Source organism: Paenibacillus sp. FSL F4-0236, assembly GCF_038000135.1.
In the GTDB taxonomy this organism is placed as follows: Bacteria; Bacillota; Bacilli; order Paenibacillales; family Paenibacillaceae; genus Paenibacillus_AQ.
The window spans coordinates 6480698-6500294 of the sequence record NZ_JBBOBK010000001.1 but is presented as its reverse complement, the minus strand read 5'-3'; the positions used below and the strand labels follow the sequence as shown (position 1 = coordinate 6500294).

Sequence of the window (19597 nt, the reverse complement as noted above, 5' to 3'; positions counted from 1 at the left end):
CGGTTTTTGACTTTCTTCTGCTAGCCCTGCATAATAAATTTTATTACTATGGAGTCATTTTGTCTTGGTGCTGTTTCGTCCTGTTTGAGAAATGGCGTTTTATCATGTAGAAAGAGGGGGAAGCTGTGTCATCCTTTAATATTAAACGTTGGATCATTAAACCTTTTGTGTTTTTCACAATACTTTTTATCCTAAAAGCATTTCTGGCTTGGGGCGTCATTTTTGATGATGTGCTGCCTTGGAAATCATTACTGACAGAAATCCCTTTTGCCTGGGCGCTCTTCTGTATTATTGAGCGGTTCGCCTCCAAACGAAAGCTTGGATATTACATGACAGTCAATTTATTAGTAACAGCCATCTTTTTCGCAGCCATTATGTATTTTAAATATTATGGTGTCATTGTAACTTACCATGCCGCAGAACAGGTGAATCAAGTCACAGCTGTCAGCAACAGCGTATTCTCACTGATGGATCCTTACTACCTGTTAATCTTTACAGATATTATTGTCCTAGGAGGCTATTTCTTCTTTAATAAGAAAGGCCGTGTCTATAAAAAAGAGAATATCAACCGTCGTAACGGAAAAATAAAATATAGTGTTCTATTCGCAGTCTCACTTGGTTTATGCTTGTTCAACATTTTGCCTAATAAGGCTAGTATGAACGAAATTAAGAAAGCTCAGGAGATGGGTATTCTTAACTACGAAGCCTATACGATCTTTGCAAAAGAAGAACCAGAGCTTGTGCAATCAAGTGACATTACACAAGATGCCATCAACAAAGTGAAGGGGATTAATACTGCGGTTAGTTCTCCACTTCATGGCACGGCTAAAGGCAAAAATCTTATTATCATTCAATTGGAATCCTTCCAGAACTTCTTGCTGGGTCTTGAGCTAGACGGGCAAGAGATTACACCGAACCTGAACAAGGTAATGAAGGATAGTCTTTACTTCCCTAATTTCTATCAAATGGTAGGCCAAGGGAATACGTCAGATGCAGAATTCGTAGTGAACACATCCGCCTACATCCCTCCGCGTGGTGCGGCAACGATGTCCTATGTAGATAAGGTGCTACCAAGTCTGCCACGCTTGCTTAAAGACAATGGGTATCAGACCGCAACCTTCCACACCAATGTCGTAGAGTTCTGGAACCGTGGTGAGCTGTATGACTCACTGGGCTTCGATCATTATTATGATCGCTCATTCTTTGGTGAAGATGATGTTTTCTTCTTCGGTGCTTCTGATGATACGCTCTATAGTAAAACTGCTGACAAACTGAAAGAAATGAGCAACGAGGGTCAACCCTTCTACGCTCAGATCATTTCGATGTCAGCGCATCATCCATTCACAATTCCTGAGGAAAAATACCGCATGAAGCTACCAGAGCGTTACGAAGGTACTTTTGTGGGTGACTATATCCGTTCCCAGAACTATGCGGATGATGCCTTCGGACATTTCGTAGAAGAGCTTAAAGCGAATGGCGTATGGGATAACAGCGTGATCATGATTTATGGAGACCATATGGGACTGCCTATTTATTCTCTCGATCATGATGATAAGCAATTAATGACTGAAATTTATGGTCATGAATATTCCTATGCGGATATGTTAAACATTCCTCTGCTCATTCATGCAGGAGACAGCACAGCATCACAGACCTTAGAGCAAGTCGGTGGCGAAGTGGATATTATGCCAACTGCTGCTGGTCTTCTTGGAATTTCATTAGAGAATAACCTAGTTTTCGGTCAAGATCTACTCAGTCAGACTTATAATTTGCTGCCAGAAAGATATTATTTACCTTCTGGATCTTTCATTTCCAGCTCAGGACTGCTTATTCCGGGTAACAGCTTTGAAGATAATACCCAATACCCTATTTATAATGGAAAAGCACCGGCTGCTACTGAGGATGAATACAACCGAGCATTGAGACTTCTACAGCTTTCCCATAGCTATATTACGCAGCTGCCAGACAAACCAATTGAACCTTAGAACTTATCATTATTATATTTCAAAGAAGGCCACCTTCTCTCCGGAGAAGGTGGCCTTCTTTCTGTATCTATAAGTTAAAGCTAGAGATTTACCGTTCCTGATCCTCGATCATACGGTAGTACTCCGCAAACTTTTGCAGCTCTTCCGGCTTCAGTATAGATAAATGCTCAGCAAGCAGCTGTTTTGAACGTAAATGTCCTTCTTCAAGTATTTGCTGACCTTGCTCGGTGATGGTCACCACAACCGCTCTTCGGTCCGATCCATCCGTCTCACGCTTAATAAAACCCAGCGCTTCCAGGCGATCGAGCATCACGGTAATGGCACTTGATTTGACCTCCATAGACTCCGCCAGTTGTACCACCCGCGACTTTTTCTCTTTCGCTACTATATTTAATAGACCCATCTGAGGTACGGTAAGTCCGAGTTCTTTATGCAAAGTCCTTTGAGACATGATCTTACGCTGTACTCTCCACATGGATAATCCAAGACGCTCTATTAACGGATCTAATTGATGCGGCATCCTTGTTTCAACTCCCAATCCGTTTTTTAATAACACAAGCGTACCACTAGAACTGATCAGGATTCAATGCTTTTGTCTACTAAAGATTTCATAATCACGTTTATTTCCATATTTTTTCCACCATTTTACAATATCCGACACAAAAATACTATATTCTATGTAAGGTCATAGGCTTAACGATACGCTATAATCGTAGCAGTGAGAGCGATTGTCTCCGAAAACATATTTTGTCAAGGTTGGTGCAAAGAATGAAATTGGCAACTAAATTAACTTGGATGATGTTCATCGTGTTACTTCTTGTTGGATCATCCATCGGGTTCTTCGGATACCGTACTGCGTATAAGCAAGTAGATGAAGCAGCAGGTATCGAATTGGTAGGATGCGCCAATATTACAACCGGGCTGATTGACCCATCAGATATTACCGCGTTAATTGCAGGAGATCAAAGCAAATTGGAGGCTGTCGAAGACCGGATCGGTTGGATTGTGGCACATAAGGCTATTTTTAAAGAGGCCTTCATTTTATCGCTAGACGGAAAGATCCTCGCCGCAGATTCAAGCTTCAAAGCAAGAGGTTATAAAGCAGGCGACACTTTTTATTTCTCAGATGAAGAGAAGCAATTGATCACTACATCTAAGCATTCCGCCTACTCCAAGGTTTATACATACGAAGGTACCTCACTTAAGACGGGTTACGGCCCCATCTATCAGGATCATGATCCGTCCAAGCCTATAGTCGCTCTAATGGCTATTAACTTCGATGGCCCATTAATTCAAGAACGGACCCGAGACATCATTGTTCAGCCTTTTATTATCGGGACTTCCATTCTAGTTATTGCTATTGTGGCAGCATATCTCTTAATCCGCCGAATGGTAAGTCCACTAACAAAGCTATCCAGAGGCGTAAATCTTGTTGCACAGGGTGATCTTACTCATGATCCTATTTCATTCAACAGCAAGGATGAGATTGGTACACTAGCTCGAAATTTCAACGGCATGACGCAGAGCTTGCGCATGCTCATTACCGAAGTTAATGAAACCTCCATGCAGGTGGCGTCTTCATCCGAAGAGCTCTCTGCCAGTGCACAGGAAACTAACCGTGCTGGTGAGTACAGTGTCAACGTTTCGATTGAACTTGCTGATGGAGCTAATACACAATTGCAAAATTTGGAGGGTGGATATAAGTCTGTACAAGACTTGTCACACTTCATTACAGAGATTGCAGGAAATGCTGATAACGCAATGAATAATGCTACCAGTAACGCCGAAAAGGCTCGTACAGGTCGAGAAGCAATGGACTCTACTACACAACAGATGAGCATCGTCAGTGACAGCATCACTGATTTAGCTGTCATTATTGAGACCTTGGGCGGCTACTCCAAGGAAATTGAGAATATTGTGGGCACGATTGCGAGCATCGCAGAAGAAACCAATTTGCTGTCGCTGAATGCAGCCATTGAAGCTGCAAGAGCCGGAGAAGAGGGAAGAGGCTTTGCGGTAGTTGCACAATCCGTACGCAAGCTTGCCGAGCGATCCGCCCAATCTGCTGCTCAAATCGGACAACTCGTAAGCATCATCGTAAGTCAGATGGACCAAGCAGGAGAAACCATGAAGCGCTCTACAGAAGAGATGGATCAAGGCCGGGAATTAATCGTAACAGCAGGTCAATCCTTCTCCGAGATTGAGATGTCTGTCTCTGGGATGGCTTCACAAAGTCAGCAGATTTCCGGAACAGTCCGCGAGCTAGCCTCCATCTCCGATGGTCTCGTTACTACTCTACAGAATATTGTAGACGTCGCTAATCAGACAGCAAGCGGTGCGGAAACATTATCCGCCTCCTCACAAGAGCAGCTTGCAGCCATGGAAGAAGTGGAGTCAGCCGCAGGTTTCCTCTCCTCGCTAGCTGAGAAGCTACAGATTCTAATTGAACGTTTCAAAGTATAATTCTTCTTATTCATGTTAGTTCTTAAACTTAAAGGGGCTAGCGACCAAGCAGAGAAATTCTGCTTGGTCGCTAGCCCCTCTTCTATGTATTGAGATCACGACGCTGCCGTATTTGCTATAAACCACTCACCCAGCTCATGTACAGGCATCGGCCGACCGTAATAATAACCCTGCATGACTCTACAACCCAGTGATTTCAGCAATTCAATCTGCTCTGGTGTCTCCACACCTTCCGCCACGACTTCCATATTAAGATGAGTCGCTATCGCAATAATATTGCTGATAATAGCTTTCTTGGAGTGCATCTTGCTGTTACGAATAAATACTTGGTCAATCTTGAGTGTGTTCACTGGGATTTCATCCAAATTACCAAGGGAGGAGAAGCCTGTCCCAAAGTCATCCAGCGATACTCTTACCCCAAGCATTCGAAGTCTAGACAGCTGTGCAACCGTCTCTTTCATGTTATGCATCGCAATGGACTCTGTAATCTCCAGTTCGAGAAAGTGTGGCTCTAATTCTGCACATGTGAGTGCTTCCGCTACAACATCGTATAGACTCCCATCCTCAAACATCCGTGCGGACATATTAATTGAGACCGGTACGTTAGCTATCTCTTCCTTATGCCAGAACCTGTTCTGGCTACACACATCATGTAGCATCCAATAGGTAATCGGAACGATCAGTCCGGTCTCCTCTGCAATAGGAATGAATTCCGCTGGCGAAATGATCCCATGCTCTGGGTGTCTCCAGCGCAGCAGCGCTTCAAGACCCACCGTAACATTCATATATGAATCCCATTTCGGCTGATACACAACCATAAACTCAGAACGAGCCAAAGCTTTTCGAAGATCCTTCTCTAGCGACATCCGCCGTAACTGATGGCGATTTACTTCCTGGTCGAACACACTGCATTTATTCTTACCTGAATCCTTAGAGGTATAAAGAGCCGTATCCGCAGCCTTCATTAGCGCTGAGCGATCAGTCCCATGCATAGGAGTCATACTGATTCCAACACTTGCAGTAACATATAGCTCATTGCCCTGAATACGATAGAATTCCTTAAGTTCATGCATAATATGCCCTGCTTCTTCCTGCGCACCCTCCAGCGTGCAATCTGGAAGAGCAATCAGGAATTCGTCACCGCCTAAACGGAATATCTTTCCTTTATCCCCTACAGAACGAATTAATCTAACAGCGACCTCCTGTAGTAACATATCACCTATATCATGTCCCAACGTATCATTAATCGACTTAAAGCGATCTAGATCTACAATAAAAACAGCACCAGATCTACTTTCAAAAAATTCATCTTTAAAATAGCGTTCTAGTCCATGTCGATTCGGCAGCTCTGTTAGCGGATCTTGATAAGCCATTCGTTCAAGCACATGGCGATCCAGAAATACGGCGCCAGCAGAAACTGCGAGCATAAGTAGCGCTGCCAGCGAAAATGCCATTAACAGTATAACATCAGTCTCTACAAAAAAAGGGTTGCTTCCAGGTAAGTTGTTATATTCAAAATGACAAGCCTTTACACTTGTGTAATGCAATCCGGTAACTGAAAATCCGATAAACAACGCCGAGTATAGCTTCCATCGCTGAAACCCTGCGCATTCTTTAAACTTTTGAAACATCAATAATCCGATATAAGACGAAACCAAAACCAGAATTACAGCAACGGCTTGAATCCATATATCATAATGAATCCTCGTCGCAATCTTCATAGAAGACATTCCGATATAATGCATAGCCGAAAAGCCGCTTCCCAAGAGAATACCACCTACTACTAAATTCCATATCTTTAACTGAGGAACAGATGTGATCCGGAATGCCAAATAGCAGAATAACACACCAACTAATAGTGATATTATAGATCTGCCTGGATAATAATTGACCTCTGCCGGAAAGCGACTCGCCATTATCCCAACATAATGTATTGCCCAAATACCGCAGCCTAACACACAAGCTCCCGAGATCAACCACAGACGTCGGATTTTGCCAGTAGAACGTGAAACTTGCGAAATCAGATTCAGTGCAGAATAAGTAACTGTCGCCGCTAGCACAAATGATAGTAAAACAATCCAAACATTATAGTGGATTCCCATTTTATCCATTAGTTAACCTCTTCACCGGTTTTGAATCCCGTAATCGCTCAGCGTATTTCTCAAGTAAAAAATCAGTACACGAATATCAGATATGGAAGAGTGCGTAAAGATTATAGGTTATCCATAAAAAGAAACTTTAGATGTATTCTACTCTGTATTCAGAAGATTGTCTAAGTAAATACTGGAATTTATACCCTTTTTTATTACGCGAAAAATGTCCATATTTGACACAATCACTCAACCCGGAAAACTTGAACCATGACCTGTTGATGATACATTTTTGGGAAAGGTAATTCGCCATATCCATAGATTCAAAACTACCAAAACCAACAGGTAGATATAAACTCCACCCATAAACAAAGTGAAGACATAATGAATGCCTGCCATCCCCATCAGCAAAAATAACAACCCAAAGGAGTTTGCGGTGTAATCCTTCTGTTTAGCTGCCTCATAACGTTCTGAGAAAGGTAGTACCGGGGGATAAGAACGGAAACAAATGACCGCATAGATCAGCATTGCAAACAGCACGACTACCAAGTCTGGCACAATCCGCAGCCCAAACAACCAAAGATACACTATCGCTTCTATAGCGAATAAAGGTAATAGCAGGCGAACTATCGCTGCCTTAAGCATTCCACGATAGATGGGTGCGGTGTTTGGCAGAGGAATCAGCTTATAAATCCAAGAGCCTTTATAACCCGCAGAGTACCTTAGCATTAGAACAACCGTCTGAAGTAACGTCGCACCGAAATAAATCATCAGGTATGTGTTCGAATCCTTGATAGACGATGCATTCCCATCCCAAAATATCCCAAATATAAAAATGAACGGGAAGACAATGGAATAACCGATTGCCGGATATACCTTTAACTTGAAGTCACGCTCATTCTTCATCATTGACCAGCTAAAACGAAAAAACATGCCCTCTACCGGGTTCTTACAAGTTACTTTCGACAACCAGTCCACCATTCGGGCGTTACTTTTGCCAACGTTCCCTTGCTCTGAAAGCTTCTGTAAGCTCTTTTCGAATAAAGGCATCAGCTTAATATAAGCCACAATCAGCAGAACCGGAATTACTAAAGCTAGCACTGAAAGCACCACGAAGTGTGTATCTCTCGCCCCGCCAATCAACATCTCAAATGGAGCCGCAAACCAAATCGGAGAAATCAAATACTGCCACCATGCCGGCTTAAAAGAGAGGCTCAATTCAGCAATATCAAACAGTCTAACAACGAGCTGATACCCTACTGTAATCCCTATAGTCAAAATGATCTGTACATAATTAATAATATCTTTGAGCTTCTCCCCGTCGAAAAACTTCATGATCAGTAAATAAAGCAGCGCCGTAATGACGAGGATAAAGCAGTCCATCAGAATGATCTCAACAGCATATATTAGAAAAAATAGTACTCCCTGTTTGAACAGGCACAAAATCAGCGAAGGTCCGGTCAATGTCAGCGTCACTGAAAATAAATAAATGAAAATGTGGATGCTCTTCGCCATGTTTAAGGTACGGCGGTTCACTGGCTTTGAAGCCAGTATGTTTTTGTCCCGAAGATCAAGCATCACGGAAGAGAAATCAGAGATCAGTGTGGTCGTAATCATAAACATCACTACACCAAACACTAGACTCATCTGCAGCATATAGTTCCCCGTTAACATCATAAGAGGAATTAACATGACGCCAAAAAGTAAATAAATCCATTGCACCCGCAGCGGCGAGCCCTCTTTCTTCTCCTCCTTCTTCTGCATTCCAGCGAGCACTGTCGGTGTTCTTCTTCCGTCCATCGTCAGTTTGACCTGCAGAATACTCCGCATCACATCATAATCAACTCCGATTCGGCTAAACCCACCTCGCAGCTTATCCAGAAGCTTCAGCACATAGAAATCAGTCATGAGAAGATACCTCTTGCATGACCGCAACAAATTCCCCAGCAATATCACGGTATTTATCAAATCCAGTTAATTGATTAAAAATATCCTCAAGCGACCCTTCGCGGCCTTTCTCTCTTAGCTCAGCAAAGCTCCCATCCGCCACGATATCTCCACCATCGATCAAAACGATCCGGCTACTGATCTTCTCAACTACATCCATGATGTGTGAAGAATAGAAAATGGTCTTGCCCCTTGCCGCCAAAGATGCAAAAATCTCCTTTACCACCATTACGCTATTGGCATCCAGACCGCTCAACGGTTCATCTAGGAACAGAATATCGGGATCATGAAGCATGCTGGAGATCAGCAGTACCTTTTGTTTCATCCCTTTGGAGAAGGTTGCGATCCGCGAATCATAAGCTTTCTCAAGACCTAGCAAGGCCATTAATTTTCCAGCCTTGTAATCCACATCACTACGCTTCATGCCATACAACTCACCTACAAAAGTTAGATACTCCCTAGCGGTGAGGCTATCATATAATTCGGCTACTTCCGGCACATAACCTATTCTTTTTTTGTAAGAAACATCTCCATCAGCAATATCCCTACCGAAAATCTCTACTTTGCCGTTATAGCCTTCTACCAGACCAAGCATAATCTTAACAGTTGTACTCTTTCCTGCCCCGTTAGGGCCGATATAGCCAATAATTTGTCCTCTGTATACCTTAAGGTCAATGCCCTTTAGCACCATTCGGTCCGTGTAGTTCATCCATAAACCAGAAATCGCAATGACTGGATCATCAGCAAGGCCCATATCCTAATCCCCTCTCTAGCGACTAATTGACGATGTTAAAAATTACTATTTCATAAAATTACAATAATTGTATCATTCAACTGAATCCCACTCCATAATTTAACTCACTAATCTTATATCTATGAATGCTAATGCCCTTTTCAACACAAAAGGGAGAACCATTGGTTCCCCCTTAGAGTGTAGAGATCTATCCCACACAAATTATTCTGTTTGATCCACTTCATCATATGAAGCTCTGGCCTTTTCAACCCATACATAATTTTGACTCGTCCACCGATTTAACGCTCTCATAGGCTCAAGTAAAGATACCCCTAGGGGTGTTAGAGAATACTCTACGATGGGTGGAACGGAAGGTGTAATCTCACGCTTTACCAACCCATCTCGTTCCAGTTGCCGCAAAGTTTGAGTTAGCATTTTTTTAGAGATGCCTTCGATTCGTCTTCTGATATCACTGTAACGAATGATTCCATCTTCCATGGCATAGATGACCAAAGCTGTCCATTTATTAGAGATAATGTCAAGGACCTTACTGTACCCACAAATCGATAGCGAGATATCAGGCTCTACGGTATTCGTCGAAAATGGATTGTTCATATAAAGTCCTCCCGTGCACTTTTTGGTTCCCTGAACACTATAAAGTGCCTCCTTACTTAAGTGTAATTTATGGATTATTGTATGTCTATGCACTTCAAGAAGGAGAGATTGCACATGAAAGTATACGAAATTCAAAGTCAATTTGGGCTCGATCAACTGAAGGTAGCCGAACGTCCAATTCCTAATCCTGGTTCTGGTGAAGTTCGTATAAAAATGCGGGCAGTTTCCCTTAACGCTAGAGATTTAGGTGTCATTGATGGTTTTTATAACCCAATTTTGAACTCTCCTTTAATTCCGGTATCGGACGGTGTTGGTGAAGTTGTTGCTTTAGGTGAGCATACGTCCAGATTCAAGATTGGTGATCGGGTAAGCGGTATTTTTACTCAAAGCTGGATTTCGGGAGAACCTACACAAGAAAATTGGGTGAGCTCACTTGGAAGTCCGCTTGATGGGTTGCTTGCAGAATATGTTGTGCTTCCCGAGGAGGGATTAGTTCGTGTGCCAGATCTATTAACTGATGAAGAAGCGGCAACTCTTCCTTGTGCAGGTGTTACAGCCTGGCATGCTATTGTTGAAGAAGGAAAGGTGAAGGCTGGAGAGACTGTAGTGATACAAGGAACGGGTGGAGTTTCACTATTCGCGCTTCAATTTGCCAAGCTTCACGGTGCACAAGTGATCATCACATCAAGCAGCGATGAGAAGCTTAAGCGTGCAAAGGGATTGGGAGCGGATTTCGGTATCAATTATTTAAAGACCCCTGAATGGGATAAGGCTGTTCTTGAGCTGACAGGGGGACGCGGGGCAGACCATATTGTTGATCTCGGTGGATCATCCACATTAAATAAGTCAATCGTGGCGCTGCGGGTGGGTGGAAGGATCAGTCTGGTAGGCGGTCTGTCGGGCTTCCAAGTCGAGGGCTTTGAAATCATCCCTGCAATTCTGAGAAAAGCACGTCTTCAAGCCATCAATGTCGGAAGCCGTGACATGTTTGAGACGATGAACCGTGCGGTTGAACAAAATGGACTTCGCCCTATCATTGACGCTGTATTTCCATTTGAACAATCTGTTGAAGCATTGCTATACTTGGCTAAGGGTACACACTTCGGAAAAATCTGCATTAAGTTTTAACAGTAGAACCCCCCTGTAAAAAAGCAGGGGGGTTCTACTGTTATATTCAGCTACCGCCAATCATTTCGATAATAGATTATAAATGACCTGTGCCGCTTGCGCTCTTGTAGTAACTTCTTTAGGACTCAGCTTGCTATTCGCTCCGGTCACTACACCTCTTTCCACCAATGCCTGAAGGGCTTCCTGTGCATAGCCAGCAATTTCCCCTGCATCACCAAAATCAGAAAGGGCTACAGCCTTCTTCTCGGATGGCAGTTCACCTAGCGCTACAAGTGAGCGATACAGGAGTGTAAATAGCTCCTGTCTAGTGATCTGAACCTCTGGCTGGAATTGATTATCTCCCGAACCTGTGGCTACCCCAAGGCGCTTAGCAGTCGCGAGATAGTTCGTGTAATACGTATTGCCCGCATCCGCAAAATTATCAGTTGCGGTAGCGTCGGGTGTGATGCCATAAGCATTCAAGAGCAAGACTATGAATTGCCCTCTAGTTATTGCATCATTCGGACTGTAATGCTCTGCATCCGTACCGGATGTGATACTGCGTGCCGCAAGATAACCTACTGCACTGCTATACCACGAAGTTTCTGAAACATCCGCAAAGCTTACCTTGTTATATCCAATAATATATTGGGAGAAATGTGTGGTAACAAAATCTACGGTTCCCTTGGCAGCGTTATAATTGCCGCGTACATTCTCCAAGCTTCCGTTGGTATTGATATGGTATACGATGACCGCATCTTTCTGTTCTCCTGCTTGCAGTGTATATGGCACACTGATATGGACACTGCCCCCACCAAAGGTGGAAAGGGTACTCTGACCTGCTTTTACCGACAAATCATAAACCGGTCTATCCCCGAGAACGGCCTTACCTTCCGCCGTTAACGAAACCTTAGCGATGGTTATGACAATGTCCCCTGCATCCGAGGCTGCGCTAATACTTGCCAAAGATTTGGCATCAAGCGTAATCGTACCTACATTCTCATAATGAATGGTAATCTCGGCCTTTGTACCAGAGACCAACTCGTTGATTATGCTTCTCGGTAGCGTAAGCTCGGCTGTTTGGGTTTCAGAAGTAGCTGCTACTTTAATTTCAAGTACGGCTTTCTTCCCATCCGCTTCTGCCTTTTTAGCAAGATTCACAAGCTCGGTAGCCGCTTCCTTCGTGATTGTTGCTGTGGTTACTCCTGTGGTTTTATCCGTTTTGGTTGCTGCTGTTGATGATAAATTCACAGTGTTACCGGTTGTTGTTGTAGCAACCAGTTGAGGGCTTGCTGTTGGTGTTGGTGTGGTCGTGCTCGGCGCAGGATTGCTGCCGCCAGGCCCGCTTGTTCCTGGGTCTGAAATAGATACATAAGCAGGGACAATAATATTAGTTACTGGACTCGCCTTATAACCTTCTTTCGCTGCGTATCGAACTTGATACGTACCTGGTATTAGACCTGTAATCTCTTTATCTGGTGCATACACATAATTAGTCACACTGGACAGCTTATATTCTAAGGCTGTTGTGGTTCCTGTAATTTTCCCATCATTGTTCGCAGTAGAGGTAGGTGCTACCCCCTGTAAACCAGATGGCGCTTCTTGCTCTGCAGTGAAAACTGGAACAATCACTTCTGCTGCTCTGCCTGCATTAAACCCTTCTTTGGCTGCGTATCTTACCTGATACGTTCCCGGTACCAGTCCAACGATCTCTACATCTGTTGCATAGACATAATCGGTAACTGTTGATAACTTATACTCCAACGCTTTCGTAGTCCCTGTGATTTTGCCATCATTATTGGCTGCAGTAGTCGGTGCCACCCCCACTAGCCCTACAGGAGCTGCTTGCTCGCCATAGGCCGGAACTTCAACAGTAGCATCTTTACCTACGCTGTATCCTTCTTTTGCCGCAAATCTCACATTATAAAAGCCCGGAGTAAGACCTGTGATGGCTACGCCTGTTACAGGCTTATAATCAGCTTCTCCAACACCCTTATACTCCTGCCCTTCAGCTGAGCCCGTAATTTGCCCATCATCGTTAGCTTCAGAAGTAGGAGCTACCCCTAATAGACCTGTTGGAGCTGCTTGTTGATGGATATAAGCAGGCACCTCCACACTTACATCTTCTCCAGCATTATAAGGAATGATCGTCGGTCCCGCTGCGTTCGTTGGTCCTTGATATCCTGATGTAGCCGCATATCTTACTTTATAAACACCAGGCGCAAGCCCTGTAATTGCGGATCCTGATACTGGCGTATATGCCGTATCTCCAGCCAGCTTATATTCCAAGGCCGAACTTGTGCCCAAGATTTGCCCATCTTTACTGTCTGCTGCGGTTGGTGCTACACCTGTAAGTCCAGCGGGCACAGCTTCCAGTTTAGAGAATAGCTTATCCAGAGCTGTTGTAGTGTTAGTGTATCTGGCTCCGACTGGGTAATTCGCCTGCACGTAATCCGGTTGGATGTTCGTCCAGCTGTACATAAGCTCAATATGCCCTAGAATAGGTGCATTAGTGCCGTCTGTATCTTTGTTACCCTTGTTGTACGTGAACAGATATGGAACCTGAAGTCTATCTCCAATCACGGTGTCTCCAAGCTCATTCACATAACTAATCACAGATGGCTTGGCTGCTGTATTGTTCTCGGTCTTGATATTGGTCAGATAAGTACGAACCAGATCAACATATAAATTCGCATATGGGTGATTGGTTGTTCTAATCTGAAGCTCATTATTATTGTGCGGATTGGCATTGCCCTTGGTGCCGCTGTTATTGCTTGGTTCAGCAACCGTCACCCCAGAGTCGAGCTTCGTATCGAAGAAGTAGACCTTATCGATGTTATGCTTTTTGGCATACTCATTAATATATTTGATAACCGCTTGCGTGTTAGGGCACCATGATCCACCTAACAAAATCGCATAGTTGCCATCACTCGCCAAAATTTGCTTCAGCTGATGATAGGTCACATGTTCATACACGAGCGTACCGTCCGATTCGTTGAAGATCGTAGGTTTGCCCTCATTTTCGCCCTCGTAGTTCTTGTTAAACGCCGCCTTGATATAAGCAGATTCATCGATCGTGTTATATCCAGAAGCGGCACTAAGTACCTCTCTTACTGATGCTTTATACGCATTAACCTTCGCAGCATCAAGTGTTCCGTTCGTCAGGAACTCATTCCACGAGTAGCTTTTATCCAGATAGGATACAACAGGAGCGATATTTCCTTGTGCATCCTTGTGATCCTTGTTGTATACCAAGAGAAATGGAGATTCGATCTTATTAGCAGTTACGACATCCCCGTTTTTATTGGTATAGCTAACATTGCGTTCTGGAACATCCTTCGAGGACAGATTCAAATTCTTTAAATATTTGTTTACCAGGTCAACGTATTTGTAAGCAAATTTATTATTGCTGTCTGCAATCTGGAGCGTGTCACCGTCCAGCTTAGTATCAAAGTTATAAATCGTAGAGATGCCATATTCTTTAGCTACTTCATTGATAAAGCCGATGTCGGCCTGTGTATTCTCGCTCCAAGCGCCGCCAACCAGAACAGCGTAAGTGCCTTCACTCTCAAAAAGATGAACGATATCCTCATAGGTTGCCGTTTTAAATACATGGTCAGGATCATTCAGACGGTCATAGACATGACTGAAATAATCAAAGTGGCTTACACCACTACTTGAGCCAAAAGAAGTTAGCGCCTCTGCGTTATCCGGATTAGCATAAGCTCTTCCTGCCTGAGTAGGCAGAATTAGCAGGGAGGCTGCCAACAGCAGCGTTAGAATTTTTTTAAAGGTTAATGGTCGTATCATTATGTGCACCTCGCCTTAAATAGGTTTATGTGATGTATGGGCTGAAAGGAATCCTGAATGAGCCTGCCGCTCATCAAGGACAAACCTCTTCCTCAGCGGCTGGTGCCGGTGCGGGTGCCTGAACCGTTTCCGCTGGAGCAGCAGCTGGTGCGCTGACCGTGGATGATGCAGGTGCAGAAGACGATGTTTTCGGTTGGGCAGACTCAACGACCGGAGCGGCTGTCGCTTTAACCACCTCAGTTGTGGAGAAAGTAATGGATTTCGATTTCGAAGGTGCTTCCGTTGCTGTTACTACAGGAGCCGCAGTGGCCTTAGGCTGAGCAGATACGACAGGAGCAGATGTCGGTTGAGCTGCTTTGGCAGTTACGATTGCTTTGGGAGCTGCCGTAGGCGCAGCCGTTGGAACCGGTGTAGCTGTTTGAGTTTGCGTTTTGACAGTCGCAGCTACCGTGGTTGTAGTTGTAGCTACCTTAGCGGTCTCCGCGGCTGGGGCTGCGGTCACCTTAGGCTGAGTTTCACCCACCGCTGGAGCTGTTGAGGCAACAGTCTTCTCCGCAGAATCAACGGTTGCGTCTGGGGCAGCAGTCGCTTTTGCGGAGACAGTCTCCACTGCTGGGGCTGAAGATTCCGGCTGAACCGTTACTGTAACAGGAGCCGGAGTGGCTTCTGCCTGAACAACGACTTCGGCTGCAGAAGTAGCTACAGGTGCCGCTGCTGCTGAAACCGATACTGCTGTATTACTGCTTGCTTCAATGGATGCTGCCTCTGCTGTCTTTTTATTAGCGGATACTGCGGCATACGTCAGTGCGGAAAAGACAACAGTTGCAGCAACCAAAGATATCGTAAGTTTTTTCATAATGTGTACCATCCTTTTCAAATAAAATAAGACCCAACACGGCACGTATTACGTACCTGTTGAATCTCTGGCTGTCCAGTAGATCCATGCTTCTTAACTTCATCGTTGTACCTTTAACCCCTAAATTCTCCTTTCTCTAAAATAAAAAAAAGAGACTCAACGAGACGCAAAACACGCGTCTTTCGTTGAATCTCCGGCTGTCCAGTCGATTCCAATTGGCTTGTGATTAAGTTCCATATTATTCATGACGATGCGCCTTGTCAATCAATTTTTATTTTTCACATGGTTTTTATCGGGATTGATTATTTTTAACATATTATTACATTGACTTTACTATAAATTCTATATAGATTGATCTCAATAGGATTAATCACATTAAAAAACTAGGTTTAAGGGGGTATTAGTAGTGAACATAGATAACAACTTGTTATCCGCCATCGAAACGAACTGGTATGGCTTTGTAGCTTCCATATTTGTTTTCGCAATTTTGTTTCTACTGGCACGTAAACGCATTGGATTTGGTACTCGGGTACTCATCGGACTTGGCATCGGACTTATTGCCGGAATATTCTTTCAATACTTCGATTTAGAGACCAAAGCCATTAGCACATTCGGCAGCATTTATGTCAGCTTGATTCGCATGCTCGTCATTCCTTTAGTATTCATACTCGTATTAAACAGTATTTCTTCCTTAACTAATCTGGAGTATCTGCGCAAAATAGGGATCAAAACCTTCGCCTGGTTCCTCGGAACGACGGGTATCGCTTCTATTATCGGCCTATCGGTTGCGCTGCTGTTCAATCCTGGTCAAGGGATACAACAGGATGTACCTGCAGATTTCGCCGCCCGGGAAATCCCGACCTTCTCACAGGTTATTCTGGATCTTGTGCCATCTAACCCTGTGAATGAAGCAGCTACGGGTAAGGTTGTGCCTCTGCTCATTTTCGCTATCTTCCTAGCAGTAGCTATAATCAAAATTGGCTCCAAGAAACCGGAAGCCGTGAAACCTGTACGTGATCTTATTGAATCCCTGACACTGATACTGCATCAGGTCGTGAAATTCATTATTCGCTTGACGCCTTACGGTGTCTTCGCACTGATAGCAGGAATTACCGCACGTTATGGCTGGGAAACGTTGCAGGAACTGGGCAGCGTAATCATTACCTCATATGTCGCAATGATTATTCATTTTGTTCTTATCTTTGGCGGGTTGGTTCTATTAGTAGCGAAGGTGAATCCAATTCGTTTCTTCCGCAAAATCTATCCAACCATTACCGTTGCCTTCACGACTAGAAGCAGCTACGCAACACTTCCTGTCAATCTTGAAGTGATTACGAAGCGCCTTCATGTCTCCCCGCGGATCGCGAGCTTTATTGCGCCGTTAGGAGCATCGGTCAACTTTAATGCGTGCGGCGGCATTTGGCCGGCGATTGTGGCTGTGTTCACCGCCCAAGTATTCGGTATTGATCTGAACTGGACTGACTATATTACACTGGTCTTAGTAAGTATCATCTCTTCAATTGGTGTAGCTGGCGTACCTGGACCAGCCGTAATCTCCACTACGGTGGTCTTAACCGCTCTTGGCCTGCCGCTTGAAGGAATCGCTATCGTTGCAGGTGTAGAAGCGCTTATCGATATGGGTCGTACCGCTGTAAATGCAACAGGAACAGCTGTAACCGCGTTGTTGGTCGCGAATTCAGAAGGTGAATTTGACCGCGAAGCCTTTAATAGCAATGATGACGAAGATGATATTCTCTTGAGCACAGTTTAAAATCCGAACATGCAAACAAAAAAACCTCCGGCAGCTGCTTATAGCAGCAAGCCGGAGGTTTTTTTAACGTAGATTCATATTAGATTCGCTGTTACACCATGCTAATTCTTTGCCGTTGTTTAGCTGAAGCAAGGCAGGTTTCAACCAGACGCATACTTAGCACCGGATCCTCCGGTGCAATGAGTCTCTTACCTGTGAACACAGCGGCTGCAAAATCATCCACCTGCCGTATGTATGGATTAGCCCCTGTGGCATCGACCCGTCTCACCTCATCACCAGTGTACACAAAGAATTCCGCATCCTCGTCTCTAGCGTTGAAAGGCATAGGCACCTCAATTCGTCCCTCGGTCCCAAGAATCTCTAAGAGCTGGCGGTTATATGCCCACATTCCGCAATCAAAGATCAAGCTTAAACCATTTGGAAACTCCACCAGCCCTGAAGCCATCATATCTACATTATCATGCTCAGGGGAGAACTTCGCATGCACGGTCACAGCTTCCGGCTCCGTCCCAAACAACAGTCGTGCCGCACTTAACGGATAGCAGCCAACATCATAAAGCGAGCCGCCACCCCAAGCCGATTTAAAACGAATATTTGAAGTGTCTGTAGCATCATTGTAAGTAAATGTACCTCGAATCGAGCGTAATTCTCCGATTTCACCGCTAGCGATAATGTCCTGGAGTTCAGCAATCCGTGGATGATGCCGATACATGTACGCTTCTGCTAAGTGAACGCCTGCATCGTTGCATGCTTTCACCATCTCTGCAGCCTCTGCACTGTTCAGTGCGATCGGTTTCTCACACAACACATGCTTACCTGCTTCTGCCGCACGGATCACCCATTCTCGATGAAGATGATTAGGGAGCGGAACATACACCGCATCGATTTCTTTATCCGCAAGTAACTCTTCGTAACTGCCATATGCTTTCTCTATTCCGAACTCTGCGGCTACAGCGCTGCTTTTTTCCAAGCCACGACTCGCTACCGCTGTAATCACTCCCGAATCTGAATTCATGATAGCTGGCATCACTGAGCCAGTCGCAATCTGCGCACAGCCTATGATTCCCCACCGAAGTTTTTGTACCATAATGGCTACACCTCTTCCCTTGGATTAGTTACTATACTTTAAGACACCTTATCATAGAATGAAACTCATCACTAATAGAAAAGTACAGTCAGAGCGCAAAAAAGCAGCACCCATAGGAGATTCGACTCCGATAGATACTGCTTTTTAATCCAGTGGAAAAATTACATTATCATGTTTAACAGCACAGCCGCACCAAGCACAGCAATACGGGCCGCATTCATCAACACGAAATTTTTGACGGCAAGAATAAAGGTACTCGCCTTCTCCTGCTTCTGTTTGAACAAATCGATATTTCGGTGCAATGGGATCAGTGTAAGTAGAATCGCCAAGACAAGAATAGGGTTTATCCCCAAGATCAGCAGCACTACAAGATCCAGATAAGAGACATAGTATAGATATTTAAACAGCACAAGCGCATTACGTCGGCCAATGTAGACCGGAAGTGTGTACCTGCGGTTCTCCACATCTTCATCAATATCACAAATATTATTTGCGAGCATAATCCCTGCAATCCCTAGAATGGCAGGAACAGAGAACCAGAACAGGTACAGCACTTCCACAATATTGATATTCAAGCTGACCCAACCGTTCTGAAGCAACAGCGATACCACATGCTCGTCCGTATGAATATAGGCAGAAATAAAAATAATGACAAAGCCCATAAACAAACCCGAGAACAACTCACCTAACGGCATCCGCGAAATCGGGATCGGCCCGAACGAATAAAGGATCCCTATCAAGAACGACAGCCCACCCAGCAAAAAGACCAGTAAACCCGTCTGCGTAACAAGCGCAATCCCACCCCCTGCAGCCAGAGCTAGCAAAATAACAATCGTCGCCACGACGGTGCTCTCTTTTAGCTTAAAATGCACAATCGCATTATGCGTCTCATAGCCATAGCCGTGAGTTTTGGAAGCTTTTTTGAAATCGTAATAGTTGTTAATCGCCGTCGTTGCCATATCAAAGCTAAGCAGGGAAACGAACATCAGACCAAAACGCAACACATAAAAATCCTCAAACCGATACAGGGCATACAGCGTTCCCATCAGAAAGGGGATCATACTTGCTACTTTTGTCGGCAGCTCCACAAATCTTAGAAAGCTTTTAATATTCACACTATACACCCTTATTTA

General features: G+C 44.4%; 13 protein-coding genes. 4 read left to right on the top strand and 9 right to left on the bottom strand.

Annotation, left to right across the window (positions count from 1 at the left end; translation table 11 throughout):
- Window positions 1-125: 125 nt before the first annotated feature.
- Window positions 126-1985, top strand: a complete 1860-nt coding sequence (locus NSQ29_RS29000) for an LTA synthase family protein (RefSeq protein WP_076285608.1) — start codon at window positions 126-128, stop codon at window positions 1983-1985.
- A gap of 88 nt (window positions 1986-2073) precedes the next feature.
- On the opposite strand, the gene NSQ29_RS28995 is transcribed toward NSQ29_RS29000, so the two are convergent.
- Window positions 2074-2505: a MarR family winged helix-turn-helix transcriptional regulator gene (locus NSQ29_RS28995; protein WP_341126629.1), complete on the bottom strand. Its 432-nt coding sequence runs from the start codon at window positions 2503-2505 to the stop codon at window positions 2074-2076.
- 248 nt (window positions 2506-2753) lie between these two features.
- Here NSQ29_RS28995 and NSQ29_RS28990 point away from each other — a divergent pair, with 248 nt between their 5' ends.
- On the top strand, window positions 2754-4448 hold the full coding sequence (locus NSQ29_RS28990) for a methyl-accepting chemotaxis protein (protein WP_076285607.1): 1695 nt from the start codon (window positions 2754-2756) through the stop codon (window positions 4446-4448).
- A 95-nt stretch (window positions 4449-4543) separates the two neighbouring features.
- Here the strand turns inward: NSQ29_RS28990 and NSQ29_RS28985 are convergent, their stop codons facing one another.
- The 4 genes from NSQ29_RS28985 to NSQ29_RS28970 all read right to left on the bottom strand — a co-directional run bounded on the left by NSQ29_RS28985 (window position 4544) and on the right by NSQ29_RS28970 (window position 9833).
- Window positions 4544-6559 (bottom strand): bifunctional diguanylate cyclase/phosphodiesterase, encoded by a 2016-nt coding sequence (locus tag NSQ29_RS28985; RefSeq protein ID WP_341126628.1) that lies wholly within the window; start codon window positions 6557-6559, stop codon window positions 4544-4546.
- A gap of 228 nt (window positions 6560-6787) precedes the next feature.
- Entirely contained in the window at window positions 6788-8446 is a 1659-nt protein-coding gene (locus NSQ29_RS28980; protein WP_340973294.1) for a hypothetical protein, read from the bottom strand.
- Window positions 8439-9239, bottom strand: coding sequence for an ABC transporter ATP-binding protein (locus NSQ29_RS28975; protein WP_339243859.1), 801 nt, complete (start codon window positions 9237-9239; stop codon window positions 8439-8441). The genes NSQ29_RS28980 and NSQ29_RS28975 overlap by 8 nt, the downstream gene beginning before the upstream one ends.
- A gap of 201 nt (window positions 9240-9440) precedes the next feature.
- Window positions 9441-9833: a winged helix-turn-helix transcriptional regulator gene (locus tag NSQ29_RS28970; protein ID WP_340973296.1), complete on the bottom strand. Its 393-nt coding sequence runs from the start codon at window positions 9831-9833 to the stop codon at window positions 9441-9443.
- A gap of 114 nt (window positions 9834-9947) precedes the next feature.
- Here NSQ29_RS28970 and NSQ29_RS28965 point away from each other — a divergent pair, with 114 nt between their 5' ends.
- Window positions 9948-10961 (top strand): zinc-dependent alcohol dehydrogenase family protein, encoded by a 1014-nt coding sequence (locus NSQ29_RS28965; RefSeq protein ID WP_341126627.1) that lies wholly within the window; start codon window positions 9948-9950, stop codon window positions 10959-10961.
- A gap of 60 nt (window positions 10962-11021) precedes the next feature.
- Here NSQ29_RS28965 and NSQ29_RS28960 read toward each other — a convergent pair whose 3' ends face one another.
- Window positions 11022-14750: an S-layer homology domain-containing protein gene (locus tag NSQ29_RS28960; RefSeq protein WP_341126626.1), complete on the bottom strand. Its 3729-nt coding sequence runs from the start codon at window positions 14748-14750 to the stop codon at window positions 11022-11024.
- Window positions 14751-14823: 73 nt separating this feature from the next.
- Window positions 14824-15606, bottom strand: coding sequence for a hypothetical protein (locus NSQ29_RS28955; protein WP_341126625.1), 783 nt, complete (start codon window positions 15604-15606; stop codon window positions 14824-14826).
- Between the two features lie 412 nt (window positions 15607-16018).
- Between NSQ29_RS28955 and NSQ29_RS28950 the strand changes: the two genes are divergently transcribed.
- Window positions 16019-17377 carry a dicarboxylate/amino acid:cation symporter gene (locus NSQ29_RS28950; protein ID WP_042194660.1) on the top strand — a complete coding sequence of 453 codons (1359 nt, stop codon included), beginning with the start codon at window positions 16019-16021 and terminating at the stop codon, window positions 17375-17377.
- 91 nt (window positions 17378-17468) lie between these two features.
- Here NSQ29_RS28950 and NSQ29_RS28945 read toward each other — a convergent pair whose 3' ends face one another.
- Window positions 17469-18464 carry a Gfo/Idh/MocA family protein gene (locus NSQ29_RS28945; RefSeq protein WP_042192615.1) on the bottom strand — a complete coding sequence of 332 codons (996 nt, stop codon included), beginning with the start codon at window positions 18462-18464 and terminating at the stop codon, window positions 17469-17471.
- Window positions 18465-18625: 161 nt separating this feature from the next.
- A complete protein-coding gene (gene menA, locus NSQ29_RS28940) occupies window positions 18626-19579 on the bottom strand; it encodes a 1,4-dihydroxy-2-naphthoate polyprenyltransferase (RefSeq protein ID WP_076287081.1) in 954 nt (317 codons plus the stop codon).
- Between the last annotated feature and the right edge of the window lie 18 nt (window positions 19580-19597).

Coding starts and splice junctions, on each gene's coding strand:
- NSQ29_RS28995 (WP_341126629.1), bottom strand. CDS start 2,505: ATGCCGCATCAATTAGATCCGTTAATAGAGCGTCTTGGATTATCCATG.
- NSQ29_RS28990 (WP_076285607.1), top strand. CDS start 2,754: ATGAAATTGGCAACTAAATTAACTTGGATGATGTTCATCGTGTTACTT.
- NSQ29_RS28985 (WP_341126628.1), bottom strand. CDS start 6,559: ATGGATAAAATGGGAATCCACTATAATGTTTGGATTGTTTTACTATCA.
- NSQ29_RS28980 (WP_340973294.1), bottom strand. CDS start 8,446: ATGACTGATTTCTATGTGCTGAAGCTTCTGGATAAGCTGCGAGGTGGG.
- NSQ29_RS28975 (WP_339243859.1), bottom strand. CDS start 9,239: ATGGGCCTTGCTGATGATCCAGTCATTGCGATTTCTGGTTTATGGATG.
- NSQ29_RS28970 (WP_340973296.1), bottom strand. CDS start 9,833: ATGAACAATCCATTTTCGACGAATACCGTAGAGCCTGATATCTCGCTA.
- NSQ29_RS28965 (WP_341126627.1), top strand. CDS start 9,948: ATGAAAGTATACGAAATTCAAAGTCAATTTGGGCTCGATCAACTGAAG.
- NSQ29_RS28960 (WP_341126626.1), bottom strand. CDS start 14,750: ATGATACGACCATTAACCTTTAAAAAAATTCTAACGCTGCTGTTGGCA.
- NSQ29_RS28955 (WP_341126625.1), bottom strand. CDS start 15,606: ATGAAAAAACTTACGATATCTTTGGTTGCTGCAACTGTTGTCTTTTCC.
- NSQ29_RS28945 (WP_042192615.1), bottom strand. CDS start 18,464: ATGGTACAAAAACTTCGGTGGGGAATCATAGGCTGTGCGCAGATTGCG.